Source organism: Chenggangzhangella methanolivorans, assembly GCF_019797865.1.
GTDB lineage: Bacteria > Pseudomonadota > Alphaproteobacteria > Rhizobiales > Methylopilaceae > Methylopila > Methylopila methanolivorans.
This window is the reverse complement of record NZ_CP081869.1, coordinates 1,406,398-1,418,761: the sequence shown is the minus strand read 5'-3', so window position 1 is coordinate 1,418,761 and position 12,364 is coordinate 1,406,398. Positions and strand designations below refer to the sequence as shown.

9 protein-coding genes and 4 pseudogenes are annotated in these 12,364 nt (G+C 66.6%); 4 read left to right on the top strand and 9 right to left on the bottom strand.

From position 1 onward, the window contains the following. Nucleotides 1-149 precede the first annotated feature (149 nt). A complete protein-coding gene (locus tag K6K41_RS07465) occupies nt 150-737 on the top strand; it encodes a LuxR C-terminal-related transcriptional regulator (RefSeq protein ID WP_261404527.1) in 588 nt (195 codons plus the stop codon). A gap of 365 nt (nt 738-1,102) precedes the next feature. Here K6K41_RS07465 and K6K41_RS07460 read toward each other — a convergent pair whose 3' ends face one another. Then, on the bottom strand, nt 1,103-1,693 hold the full coding sequence (locus K6K41_RS07460) for a hypothetical protein (RefSeq protein ID WP_261404526.1): 591 nt from the start codon (nt 1,691-1,693) through the stop codon (nt 1,103-1,105). Between K6K41_RS07460 and K6K41_RS30265 the strand changes: the two are divergent. Together K6K41_RS30265 and K6K41_RS07445 are read left to right on the top strand one after the other, a co-directional pair. Further along, nucleotides 1,613-2,017 (top strand): annotated as a pseudogene (locus K6K41_RS30265) (hypothetical protein); the annotation flags it as partial. The gene K6K41_RS07460 and the pseudogene K6K41_RS30265 sit on opposite strands and share 81 nt — an antisense overlap. 184 nt (nt 2,018-2,201) lie before the next feature. Beyond that, complete coding sequence (locus tag K6K41_RS07445; protein WP_315855154.1) at nt 2,202-3,530, top strand: polysaccharide biosynthesis/export family protein; 1,329 nt, start codon at nt 2,202-2,204, stop codon at nt 3,528-3,530. Here the strand turns inward: K6K41_RS07445 and K6K41_RS07440 are convergent. The 3 genes and pseudogenes from K6K41_RS07440 to K6K41_RS07430 all read right to left on the bottom strand — a co-directional run bounded on the left by K6K41_RS07440 (nt 3,439) and on the right by K6K41_RS07430 (nt 6,367). Continuing rightward, nucleotides 3,439-4,357: pseudogene (locus tag K6K41_RS07440) on the bottom strand (GDP-L-fucose synthase family protein). The gene K6K41_RS07445 and the pseudogene K6K41_RS07440 overlap by 92 nt on opposite strands. A gap of 104 nt (nt 4,358-4,461) precedes the next feature. Next, a pseudogene (gene gmd / locus K6K41_RS07435) lies at nt 4,462-5,535 on the bottom strand (GDP-mannose 4,6-dehydratase); the annotation flags it as partial. A gap of 184 nt (nt 5,536-5,719) precedes the next feature. After that, on the bottom strand, nt 5,720-6,367 hold the full coding sequence (locus tag K6K41_RS07430; protein WP_261404524.1) for a Crp/Fnr family transcriptional regulator: 648 nt from the start codon (nt 6,365-6,367) through the stop codon (nt 5,720-5,722). Between the two features lie 244 nt (nt 6,368-6,611). On the opposite strand from K6K41_RS07430, the gene K6K41_RS07425 reads away from it, so the two are divergent. After that, nucleotides 6,612-6,839, top strand: a complete 228-nt coding sequence (locus K6K41_RS07425) for a hypothetical protein (protein ID WP_261404523.1) — start codon at nt 6,612-6,614, stop codon at nt 6,837-6,839. On the opposite strand, the gene K6K41_RS07420 is transcribed toward K6K41_RS07425, so the two are convergent. From K6K41_RS07420 to K6K41_RS07400, 5 genes and pseudogenes are all read right to left on the bottom strand, one after another. After that, on the bottom strand, nt 6,832-7,878 hold the full coding sequence (locus tag K6K41_RS07420; protein WP_261404522.1) for a hypothetical protein: 1,047 nt from the start codon (nt 7,876-7,878) through the stop codon (nt 6,832-6,834). The two genes, K6K41_RS07425 and K6K41_RS07420, sit on opposite strands and share 8 nt — an antisense overlap. A 14-nt stretch (nt 7,879-7,892) precedes the next feature. Continuing rightward, nucleotides 7,893-9,116 (bottom strand): DegT/DnrJ/EryC1/StrS family aminotransferase, encoded by a 1,224-nt coding sequence (locus tag K6K41_RS07415; protein WP_261404521.1) that lies wholly within the window; start codon nt 9,114-9,116, stop codon nt 7,893-7,895. Next, complete coding sequence (locus K6K41_RS07410; RefSeq protein ID WP_261404520.1) at nt 9,113-10,117, bottom strand: NAD-dependent epimerase/dehydratase family protein; 1,005 nt, start codon at nt 10,115-10,117, stop codon at nt 9,113-9,115. The genes K6K41_RS07415 and K6K41_RS07410 overlap by 4 nt, the downstream gene beginning before the upstream one ends. After that, nucleotides 10,114-11,262: a DegT/DnrJ/EryC1/StrS family aminotransferase gene (locus K6K41_RS07405; protein WP_261404519.1), complete on the bottom strand. Its 1,149-nt coding sequence runs from the start codon at nt 11,260-11,262 to the stop codon at nt 10,114-10,116. The genes K6K41_RS07410 and K6K41_RS07405 overlap by 4 nt, the downstream gene beginning before the upstream one ends. After that, nucleotides 11,259-12,284: pseudogene (locus tag K6K41_RS07400) on the bottom strand (Gfo/Idh/MocA family protein). Before K6K41_RS07400 ends, K6K41_RS07405 begins: the two are co-directional and overlap by 4 nt. Nucleotides 12,285-12,364: the final 80 nt, after the last annotated feature.

Below are 12,364 nucleotides of genomic sequence, written 5' to 3'. Positions count from 1 at the left end.
AGTGAGAGCGAAACAGGTGGAATATGAGCGTTCTTGCAGGCTTGGAGATAAGCAAGTCCGAGCTTAATCTCGGATTTCCGAGCGTCGGAACAATAGCTATCATTGATGAACGAAATATTGTGTCTGAATGCTTGGCGCTTTGCGTTCAGATGAAAAGACCGCAGGAAAATATCGTCAACTTTACGAGCATCATTGACTGTGTGGCCGCGCTGGACGTCGACAGTCACGTCAAGTTGATCCTGTACAGTCTCGGCCGCGCGACGATATCCGGAGAGGCGTTCGTCACCCATCTCGAAAACCTGATCCAGCATTTTCCGGACGCGCCGATCGTCCTCATCACAGATTGCGAGGATGCGGCTGAAATTCTGAAGTCTCTGGATTGGGGCGTGCGTGGATACATCCCCACAAGTTCAAGTCTCAAGGTCGCCCTGGAGGCGCTGAGCCTTGTCGAGGTCGGAGGGACCTTCATCCCGGCCAGCAGCCTGGTGTCTTCCCGAAAGTCAATCATGGGGACGGCTGAGAACAAGTCTTGCCAGGTGGACGGCATGTTCACCGCGCGGCAGGCGGCGGTCGTGGATGCGCTCCGGCAAGGCAAGGCGAACAAGATCATCGCCTACGAGCTCGACATGCGCGAGAGCACCGTCAAGGTCCATGTCCGGACGATCATGAAGAAGCTAAAGGCGAGAAACAGGACCGAAGTCGCGTACATAACCAACAATTACGCGAACCTGTCCTGATCCGTCGTCTCTGACAGGGGACGATCCTGATGATCATATCGCAAAGACTGGAGAGCAGCCGATCGGCGGCCCCGAACATGCTCGAGCGCATTCGGGACCGCTGGCCCTGGTTCGCGGCCGCCGTCGGATTGGGCGTCGCGGGCGGCGTCGGCGTCTGGCTCGTCACGCCGAACAAATATGTGGCGGAAGCCGTCGTCGCGCTCGACGCCCGAAAGGTCCAGGTGATCACGATCGACTCCGTCGTGTCCCGCTTGCCTCAGGACAGCCCGGTCCTCCGCACCGAGCTCGACCTGATCGCGTCGCGCTCGATGGCGCAGAAGGTCGCCCGGCGGCTGGGCCTCGTTTCCCGCGCCACGGCCGACGGTCTAAGCGAGCCGGCGCCGGAGGACCCCGCCGCCAAACGGTCGCCCGAGGCGCGGGCCGTGGACCGGCTGGTCAACGGCCTGCGCGTCAACAATGACGGCCGGTCTTTCACGATCTTCATCTACTTCGAGGCCGCAGATCCGGTCTTCGCCAGGAACGCGGCGAACGCCTACGCCGAAGCCTATCTCGATCATCAGATCGAGGTTCAGACCCAGGCCACGCGAAGCGCCAGCGACTGGCTTGGCCGAAAGGTTTCGGAACTCGGCGTTCGACTTGAAACGTCGGAGAAGGCCGTCGAGGAATTCCGTCGCACAGCCGGGCTCCTCGAGACCAACGGCGCCACCGCCGACGCGCAAAAGCTGGCGGGGGTCAGCGCCGAATTCGCCGCGGCCAGGTCGCAGCGGGCGGGGGCCGAAGCCAGACTCTCCGCAGCCAAAGAGCTCACGAACCACGCCGCAGGCATGGCGGCCTTCAACGAGGTTCTCGCCTCCGCGTCGATCCAGGCGCTGCGCATGCGCGAGGCCGAGATCGGCCGAGAGATCGGCGACATCGAGGCGAGCGGCGCGATGCTCAGCACGGCGCTTCCGGCGCAACGCGTCCAGCTGGCCGCCTTACGCCGGCAGATCGACGGAGAGGTCGATCGCGTGGTCGCGAGCCTCGCGAACGAGGTCGACGTCGCCGCTCGCAAGGAAAAGGCGCTCGACGCGGAAGCCGCGAGGCTTGCCGCGGTCGTGGCCGAGAACAGCGAAGCCCGGGTCGAACTGAACCGGCTCGAGCGCGAGGCCTCGGCGAACCGGACGATCTATGAGAGCTTTCTCAATCGCTACAAGCAGACGATCGAGCAGGAAGGACTTGCGGCTCCCGACGCGACGCTGCTGTCCAGCGCCGAGGTTCCGATGAGGCCGTCGACCCCCAAGCTCGTGCCGCTGCTCGCCTTCGGCCTGGCGATCGGGTCGGCGGTCGGCGTCGGCCTCGTCTCGATGCCGCGTCGGCGCGAGCCGGAGCTTCCGACTGCGCCCGAGGCCGAAGCCGACGGCGCCGCCGGCGCGCCGCAGTCGCGAAAAATCCATGGCGGCGACATATCCATCAGGTGGCCGAGCCATGCGCCTAGACCTCCAAAGGCGCAGCCGGCGCCATCGGCCGGCCGGCCGTCTTCTGATCGCTCTCGCCATCGGCGCGATCGCGGCGCCGGCCGAGGCCGATCCGCGCGACTATCGTCTCGGGCCGGGCGACGTGCTTCAGGTCGGCGTCTACGGCCAGCCCGAACTGTCGGGAAAGTTTCGCGTCGGACCGGACGGGACGCTGAGCTATCCGCTGATCGGCGCGGTCACGGCCGGAGGACTGACGACCGAAGAAGTCACCGAAAGTCTTCGCTCGCGCCTTTCGCAACGGATACCGGTGCGCAGCGCTCCTTCGGTGGAGGTCGCCGAATTCGCGCCCGTCTTCGTGACCGGCGTTGTGGAGAAGCCGGGACAGTATCCCTACCGTCCTGGCATGATCGCCCTCGAGCTCGTCGCGCTCGCGGGCGGCGAGCGCCGCGCGGCGGCCGCCAGCGAGACCCGCGCTCTCCAGCTCATCGCGGCGGAGCAGGCGGTCGAGACCCGCATGCTGTCGCTGTTCGCTAGCCGCGCCCAGAAGGCGCGCCTGGAAGCGGAGATTAGCGCGGGCGACTTCAGTCCCGACGTTCGGGCGCTGGCGGTCGGCCTGTCGATCGACCCGGACGAAGCGCGGAAGATGCTCCTGAACGAGATCGATCTCTTCACAGTCAGGCGAAAGGTCATCTCCAACCAGATCGCCGCGCTTCGCGACCAGCGCGCGAACTTCGACCGGGAGATGGACACGCTGCGGGCGGCGAAGAAGCTCCATGACGGCGAGATCCTGCTGCTCGAGCAGGAGACGGCGAACGCCCAGAAGCTCCTTGATAAGGCGTTGGGATTGCTGCCGACGCTTCTGAGCCTGAAGCGCCAGCTTTCGGCGACCCGCCGTGACGCGCTCGAGATCGTGTCGTACCTCGCCCGAGCCCAGCAGCAGCAGCTTGAAATCGACAAGAAGATCCAGGACGTCGAGGACCAACAGAAAAAGGAGAACGCCGCGGCGCTTCGGGACGTCGAGCTGGCGATCGCCCAGGGCGAGCGCGGCGTCCAATCGGACGCGCGGGCGGTCGCCGAGATCCGCTCGGCGCTTGGAGGCGACGCGCTGGAGCCGGCCCCGATCACCTATCGCGTGGCCCGGCTCGTCGACGGCGTCTACACGGACATCAAGGTGGGCGACTACACCGAGCTCGCGCCCCGCGACATCCTGCGCGCCGATCGCAGCGTGGGCGCGCCGGGCGCCGCGGTCACGCGGACATCGCGGCGGGGTCCGGACGCGCAGACGACAGCGTATCAAGCCACTGCCGATAGGTCTCCCGGAGCCCCTCGGGCAGACTGATAGACGGACGCCAGCCAAGCGCCCGGATCCTGTCCGAGTTCAGGAGCTTGCGCGGCGCCCCGTCGGGCTTGGACGTGTCGAATTCGAAGGCGCCGCGATAGCCGACCGTCGCCGCCGCAAGCGCCGCGAGCTCCCGGATCGTCAGCTCTTCGCCCGAGCCCACATTGATCGGGGCGGCGTCATGGTAGCGCCGCATGAGGAAGACGCAGGCGTCCGCCAAATCGTCGACATGCAGGAATTCGCGGCGCGGCGCGCCCGTGCCCCAGATCCCGACGACGCTGCGCCCGGCCGACTTGGCGTCGTGCATCTTCCGAAGCATCGCCGGCAGGACGTGCGAGCTCGACAGGTCGAAATTGTCGTTCTTCCCGTAGAGGTTCGTCGGCATGGCGGTGACGTAATCGAGCCCGTGCTGGGAGCTGAAGCTCTTCACGAGGCTGAGGCATGCGATCTTCGCGATGGCGTAGGCTTCGTTCGTGGGCTCGAGCGGCCCCGTAAGCAGTTGTCCTTCGTCGATCGGCTGCTGGGCGTGGCGCGGATAGATGCAGCTCGATCCGAGGAACAGAAGACGGCCTACGCCCGCGGCCGCCGAGGCCGAAACCAGGTTCGCGCCGATCATCAGGTTCTCGTAGAGAAATTCGGTCGGCTGCGTGGCGTTGGCCATGATGCCGCCGACGCGGGCCGCCGCGATCATCACAGCGTCTGGCCGATGGGCGGTCATCCAGCGCTCGACGTCGGACTGGGCGGGTCAGGTCAAGGCTCTCGCGGCCGACCGTCAGGACCTCGCAGTCCTCGCGCGCGAGGCGCCGCGCCAGCGCGGAGCCGACCATTCCACGGTGCCCGGCGACGAAAATCCGCTTGCCGCTGAGATCGAAGTCCGCCGTCGTCGGCGTGTCAGTTTGTAGCGGTCATTCCGCCCGGCCTCCATCAACGCGACGTCGAGATCCGACGAGACCATCTCGGCGACCAGCGCCTGGAACTTCACCCTCGGCTTCCAGCCGAGCCTCTGGCGAGCCTTGGTGGCGTCGCCGAGAAGCAGATCGACCTCGGTCGGACGGAAGTAGCGCGGGTCGATCTCGACCAGCGTGGAGCCGCTCGCCGCGTCGTAGCCCTTCTCGTCGACGCCGTTTCCGCGCCATTCGATCCGCCGGCCGACGCAGCCGAACGCGGTCTCGACGAACTCGCGCACCGTGTGGGTCTCGCCGGTCGCCAGCACGTAATCGTCCGGTTTCGGCTGCTGCAGGATGCGCCACATCCCCTCGACATAGTCGCGGGCATGTCCCCAGTCGCGCCGGGAGTCGATGTTGCCGAGAAAGAGCCGCGGCTGAAGCCCGTGATGGATCGCCGCGACGGCGCGCGAGATCTTGCGCGTCACGAAGGTTTCGCCGCGGATCGGGCTCTCGTGATTGAACAGGATGCCGTTGCTGGCGTGGACGCCATAGGCCTCCCTGTAATTCACCGTGATCCAGTAGGCGTAAAGCTTGGCGGCCGCGTAGGGGCTGCGCGGCGCGAACACGGTGCGCTCGTCCTGCGGCGACGTCTCGACGCGTCCGAACAGCTCCGAGGTCGAGGCCTGATAGAAGCGGCAGGTGTCCGTCATCTTCAGGATCCGCAGCGCCTCGAGCACGCGCAGCGTTCCGAGGCCGTCGGTGTTGGCCGTGTATTCCGGTGTCTCGAAGCTGACCTGGACGTGGCTCTGCGCGGCGAGATTGTAGATCTCGTCGGGCTGGGTCTCCTGGATGATCCGGATCAGGTTCGTGGCGTCGGTCATGTCGCCGTGATGCAGGATGAACCGGACGTTCTCCTCGTGGGGATCCTGATAGAGGTGGTCGATGCGCCCGGTGTTGAACGACGACGAGCGGCGCTTCAACCCGTGGACCAAATAGCCCCTCGCAAGGAGAAACTCCGCGAGGTAGGCGCCGTCTTGCCCGGTGACCCCGAGGATCAAGGCTGTCTTCGCCGATTTCCGCCGCCATCCGGATGTCTCCCCAGCCGCCGCGGAGACCAGCCGCCGCGGACGTCGGGAGCAAGTCTCGAAGAGACGGAGAAGCCGTGGAACGCCCTCGTCCGGACGCGGGAGGCGCTAACGCTAGGCCCGATGGGGGAGCGGCGCCTGCAAAAAGGCGCAGACGCGCCTCGTCATCCGCCTTTTGAGCGCGGAAGGAGCCGGCCGTCGTCGCGTAATGTTGTGCTCAGTGTCGCCGTTTGGGCGGCGTCAGATAGTCGGCGTCGAAGGCGGCGAGCTCCCGCAGGCCCTCGAAATTGTGGATCTCGACATGGCCGGACCGCATCGTCAGCAGATGGGCCTCGCGAAGCTCTCTCAGCACGCGGTTGAGATGGATCGCGGTGAGGCCGAGCGCGTCGGCGAGCCAGTACTGGTTGACCGGACAGTCGAAGCCGCGGCGCGTGTCCTCTCCGATGAGGCTCAGCCGGGTCGCCAGCTCCAGGATGAAGTGCGCCGTCCGCACGAGCGCGCTTCGGCGGCCGAGGCTGATCAGTCGCTCGATCAGGATCGCGCTTTCGAGCGCGACCGACCATTGCATGGCTCGGGCGACGGCGGGCTCGCTCGCCAAGCCGCGAAACAGCGTCGCGCTCGAGATTGAGGAAATCTCGACCTCGGTCAGGCTTTCGAACCAGAACGGCGAAGCGCCTTCGAGAGAGAGCCCGGGCAATCCGACGATGTCGCCTGGCAGTGAGAAGGACAGAACCTGACGGCTCCCGTCAGGCAGGAGCTTGTAGACGCAGGCCCACCCGCGCTGGATGAGATAGGCCTCCTCCGAGGCGTCGTTCGGTAGAACGATCGGCTGGTTGGGGTCCACACGGCGTTTTCTCTGGCTCATGGACGTGAGGACAGACAGCTCCGAATCCGTCCAGGTCCGAGCGACTGGAGCTTTCGCAGTAGCGGGCTTTGAGGGCCCATGGGCAGGATCCTTGATCCGCAGAAAATATTTTCCGAATTCGCACTCAAATTAGCATATGCAATTGATAATAGGTAACTTATAAGGCGATGAAGGCGCATTTTTTTGCGTCGCCTCCTACGTAGTACTGGAAATTTTAATGCCAAATTCTAAAGAGTATCTCAGCTTGGCGGCGTTGGCTGTACTTGAATCATTGATTTTATCATTACGTGACAAGCAGGTGCTTTCCTATCGGGAAACCGATAATATCTTCTCAGACGCGATAGCGGCCCTGAAAAACGAGGCCGCACTTGACGGGGCGTCGCCGATTTACAGTCAGGCGGCGCTCGTCATCCAGAAGATCCAGAAAGGCACGAACGGCGTTCGGGATATCGAACCACCTGCGCTCACATGAACTGCGCGAGCGCGCCGGGATCCGGCTGGTCCGGGCGAAGCGCCAGTTCCGCGGCTTTGAGGCCGCCCGCCTGAAGGCGCATCACCGCTTCCGGGCCGATGGCGGATAGCAGGATCGCCATATGGCCATAGGTCGGCGGCGACGGCGGCCAGACCGCAAGGCCGCACTCGGCCAGCGCCGTGCGATCGAGATCCCCCCAGAACTGAGCGACGATCGTCCCCGGCGCATGGGCCGCCAGGCGTCGCGCGTCCTCGGCCTCCAACCTGAGCTCGCGTTCGGCCGGTTTGAGCGCGACAAGCACCGCCTCGTAAGGCTGCGGCGGAAGCTCGCGCAGGGTTCTGGCCTGCGTCACCTGCGCCCCCTGGCCAATCAGACCGGAGAGGATCGGCTCGTCGAACGCGTTGTCGCACACCAGCGCGATCCTGCTTCGGTAGACCGAGACGCCGGCGTCATGCAGCAGCCGTACGGCGAGCGGCCCCAGATAGCTGAAGACGTCCACGGCCGCATGCCGTTCGTTCACGCCGACGACCCGGATGTTGCGCCGGGCGCATGCGGCGAAGTCGATGTCGGCTTCCCTGCGCTCCCACGCCTCGAACATCAGCGCGATCACCGCGTGGGGCGGCAACGCGTCGATGATCCGCGCGTCGATCGGCCGGAGGTGGCCGGTGTTGGTCACGACGTCGACATAGCCGAGGGCCGCTTCCGGCAGCCGGTCGACGACCGCGATCGAGTCCGCGACTCCGGCGATCTCCGCGACCTCGCGCAGCCAGCCGATCGCCTCGACGGCCGCGCCATGGCCGCTGTCGCGCGCGAAGGCGAAGACGCGGCGCGCGCCGGCGAGCGCGGCCAGCAAGGGCGTCGCGACATAGACGCCGGTCGCGGCCTCCGTGAGCACGGTGCGGCCGCGCAGATCCAGTCCCGTGTCCTCGATCCGCTCGCGCGCGAGCGCGACGAGCCGTGCGGCCGAGAAGCCGGGGCGATCCGGCCCGGGCCGTAACGCCTGCCGACGGGTCGTCGGGTTGCGGTCGTCCGTCAGCATGGCGGATCCACCCTTCAGGCGAGCCGCAACCGCGCGGCGTTGGTCGGTGACGAAGACGTTTCGCCGCCGGCCGCTGCGGGTCGGCGTGCGGACGCGCTTTCCTGCGCGGCGAGCGCGCTCTGGAGCGCCGCCGCGACGCGACGCTGCATGCGCTCCGTCATGCCGGGAAAGAGCGGCAGCAGGATGCATTCGTCGCGGGCGCGCTCCGAAAGCGGCAGTGGCGTGCGAAGAGGCTCGGAAGCGTAGGCGGGCTCGAGATGGATGCACATCAGCCCGCGGCGGGTCGCGACGCCATCGGCCATCATGGAGGCCATGACGTCGTGTTGCGAGACGCCCTGCGGCAGCCTCACGCAGAAGCTCTGCCAATTGGACTGCGCCCATTCCGGCTCGTCGGGACAGTCCACTCCGATCGGCGTCAGGAGGCAGCGATAGCGGGCGGCGAGCGCCCGCCGCGCCGCGACGATCTTGGGAAGACGCTTCAACTGTTCGCGGCCGACCGCGGCCTGAATGTCGGTGAGGCGATAATTGTAGCCGACGACCGGGTAGCTCTCGATCACCGGGCGGTCGCTCGCGTGCCGCACGGTGTCGGAGATGCTCATCCCGTGCTGTCGCCACAGGCGGAACCAAGCGTCCCAAGTCGGGTTGGACGTCGTCAACATGCCGCCGTCGCCGACCGTCAGGATCTTGCGGGGATGAAGCGAAAAGCAGGCGACGTCGCCATGCGGCTTGCCGATATGCTCCCACCTGCCGTCGAGGCTGATGCTCGAACCGATGGCGCAGGCGGCGTCCTCGATGAGCTTGAGGTTCGCGGCCCTCGCGATCGGCAGGATGCGCGCGAGGTCGCACGGCATGCCGATCTGGTGCACGCACATGATCGCCTTGGTGCGATCCGTGATCGCGTCGGCGACGGCCTGGGGGTCGAGGTTGAAGGATCCCGGGGCGACGTCGACGAACACAGGGGTCGCGCCGCAATGACGGATCACGTTGGCGCAGGCGATGTAGGTGTGGCTCGGTACGATCACCTCGTCGCCGGCCTCGACGCCGGCGGCGAGCAGCGCGAGATGAAGAGCCGTCGTGCCGTTCGAGACGGCGCAGGCGTGAGCGGCGCCGACTGTCGCGGCGAACTCCTCCTCGAAGGCTGCGACCTGCGGCCCCTGTGTCAGCCAGCCTGAGCGGATGACCCGCGCCGCCGCGAGCGCCTCGGAATTGCCGATGACGGGACGTGTGATCGGGATCATTCCGCGGCCCGCCTCCTTCCGTCGAGGCCGCGCTCCGCGCGCCACCAGGACACGAGCCCGCGAATCCCCGCGGCGAGGTCGATCCGGCTTTCGAAGCCGATGAGATCTCGCGCGAGGCGAACGTCCGCAAGCCGTCTCGGGACCGGGTTGACCGCGCGTTCGGCCTCGTGAAGCGGAACGAGGTCCGGCCGCCCCATCTCGCGCGTCGTCAGCCTGGCGAGCTCGACCAGCGAGGTCTCGGTCGAGCTGCCGATGTTGAGGGCGACGTCGCTCGCGCCGGACGTCGCGGCGAGGATGTTGGCCCGCGCCACGTCCTCGACGTGAATCATGTCGAGCGTCTGGAGCCCGTCGCCGAAGATGAGAGGCGGAAGCCCAGCCTCGATCCTCTCCATCCAGCGGATCATCACCTCGGTGTAGCGCCCGTGGATGTCCATGCGGGGGCCGTAGACGTTGAAATAGCGCAAGGCGACGTAGTCGAGCCCGTGCATGTCGTGGAAGGCGCGGAACAGACCTTCGTTGAAAAGCTTGGCGGCTCCGTAGAGGGTGCGGTTGTCGTAAGGGTGCTGCGCTTCCGGCGTCGGAAACGTGTCGGCGAGGCCATAGACCGACGCCGACGAGGCCGCCACGACCTTCCGAACCCGCTTCTGCGCGGCGAACTCGACGAGGTCGAAGGTGGCGTCGACCATCACCTGAAGCGCGGCGCGCGGCTCGGCGGCGCAATGGGTGATGCGCAGAGCCGCCTGATGGAACACGGTGTCGACGTCGTCCATGAGCGTCAGCATCAGGCTGCGGTCGCGGATGTCGCCTTCGAAGAACTTGACCCTCGGGTCGCCGAGGACGTCGTTGAGGTTCTCGGTCCGGCCGCGAACCAGGTTGTCGACCACGACGATTTCCGCCGCGCCCTCCGTGACCAGCAGCGAGACGATGTGGGAGCCGACGAAGCCCGCGCCTCCGGTGACCAGAATCTTCTTGTCTCTGAGCGAAGCGTGCGTCTGGCTCATGTCGCGCTCCCTGCCGCCAACTGACGTGTTTCGTCCTCGAGCTCGCACTGTCGCGACGCGCGGATGAGGCTGGCGCAGATCCGGCCGACGTCGTCGTCCGACAGCTCGGGATAGATCGGCAGCGACAGCGTCTCTTCGGCGAGCGTCTCGGCCTCTGGCAGACTTCCGCGGCCATAGCCGAGGCCGGCGTAGGCGGGCTGGAGATGAACCGGGCGCGGGTAATGCAGGCCGGTCTCGACCCCGTCGATCATCATGGCCGCGCGGACCCGGTCGCGGTGGCGAAGCCGTACGGCGAACACGTGATAGGCGTGGTCCTCGCCGGCGCTTGGAGCCGGCAGGACGACGCCACTTTCCTGGAGCAGCCGGCGATAGCGATCCGCGATCCGACGGCGCGCGCTCGTCCACTCCGGCAGCCGCCGAAGCTTCACCCTCAGCGCCGCGCCCTGAAGCGCGTCCATCCGGTTGTTGAAGCCCCGCCGGACGTGATTGTACCGGCCTTCCTGACCCCAGTCGCGGAGCTGCCGAACCACGTCGGCGAGCGTGTCGTCGTCGGTGACCACCGCGCCGCCTTCGCCGCAGGCCCCGAGGTTCTTGCCCGGATAGAAGCTGAAGCAGCCGATGTCGCCGAACAAGCCCGCCCCGACGCCCGACCGGAAGGCGCCATGCGCCTGGGCCGCGTCTTCGATCACCCTCAGCCTGTGGCGTTGCGCGATCTCGCCGATCGCCGCCATGTCGGCGATACGCCCGTGCAAATGCACAGGCATGATCGCTTTGGTTCGGGGGGTGATCGCCTGCTCGATCAAAGCGGGGTCGATCGTCCAGGTCTTTGGGTCGACGTCGACGAAGACCGGCGTCGCGCCGGCGTAGAGAATCGCCGCGACCGTCGCCACGAAGGTCGCGGACGTCGTGATGACCTCGTCGCCCGGGCCGATCCCGAGCGAGAGCAGAGCGAGATGCAGCGCCGACGTGCCGCTGTCGACCGCCACGGCGCGCCGCGCGCCGCAGAAGGCCGCGAACTCCTGTTCGAAGGCGTCGACTTCGGGTCCGAGCACGTAGCGGCCGCCGCGAAGCACGGAGATCACCGCCGCCTCGATCTCGCCGGCCATGGGCCCGTATTGCGCCGAGATGTCCGAGAGCGGGATCACGACGCGACCCTCAACGGCTCGAGGTCGATCGGATGGCCGCGCCGCTTCATGGACAGCGTGGCGCATTCCAGCATTCGGACGACGTCGAGCCCGTTGCGCCCGCTGGTGATCGGCGTCGCGCCGGTCGTGACGCACTCGACGAAATGTTCGAGCTCCGTCGCGAGCGCTTCCTTGATGGGATGTGCGGGGACCACATGTCGCCCATCCGGTAAGCGACGTGGCGCTGATAGAGGTCCTCCGGCGTGGCGTCGGAGGTGACGCCGCGGTCGTAGATCTTGAGCTTTTCGCTGGTCTGGAGATCGTCGTAGACGATCATCTGCCGGCTGCCGGCGATGTAGGTCTGCCGGACCTTGACCGGCGCGAGCCAGTTCACGTTGAGATGGGCGATCGCCCCGCAATCGAAGAACACCGTGATGTGGGCGAGGTTCTCGGGCGAGCCGATGATGTGGCCTGCGCCGCTCGCCGAGACCGCGACCGCCTTCGCCCCAGGGCGTAGTCGAGGATCGCGAGATCGTGGACGGCGAGGTCCCAGATCACGTTGACGTCCCTCTGGAACTTGCCGAGGTTGATGCGCGTCGACTCGTAGTAGAAGACGTCGCCGACGTGACCGGACGAGATGATCTCCCGGATCTTCTGCACCTCGCCCGGTGTACGAAGGTGTGGTCGACCATCAGGACGAGGTTTCGGCGCGCCGCTTCCTCGATCAGTCGTTCCGACTGCTCCGCGGTCTCGGTCATCGGCTTTTCGACGAGCACGTGCTTGCCCGCCTGAAGCGCCTCGAGGGCGATCTCATAGTGCGTATGCACAGGCGTCGCGATGACGACGGCCTCGACGTCGGGCGCGGCGATCAAGCTGCGCCAGTCGTTGGTCAGCCGCGCCAGCGGATGCCGCTGGGTCGCGCGGCCGAGCGCCGCCGAAGACATGTCCGCGATCGCCACGACCGAACAGCCTTCGGTCTCCGCCGCGACCCGCGCGAGGTTCGGCCCCCAATACCCGTAGCCGATGACGCCGACGCCGATCATGACGCCACCCGCTGGCCGGCGACGCGTTCGGACAGCAGCGCCGCAGCGCCGCTCCTGCGCCTGTCCCTGACGTCGCCGAC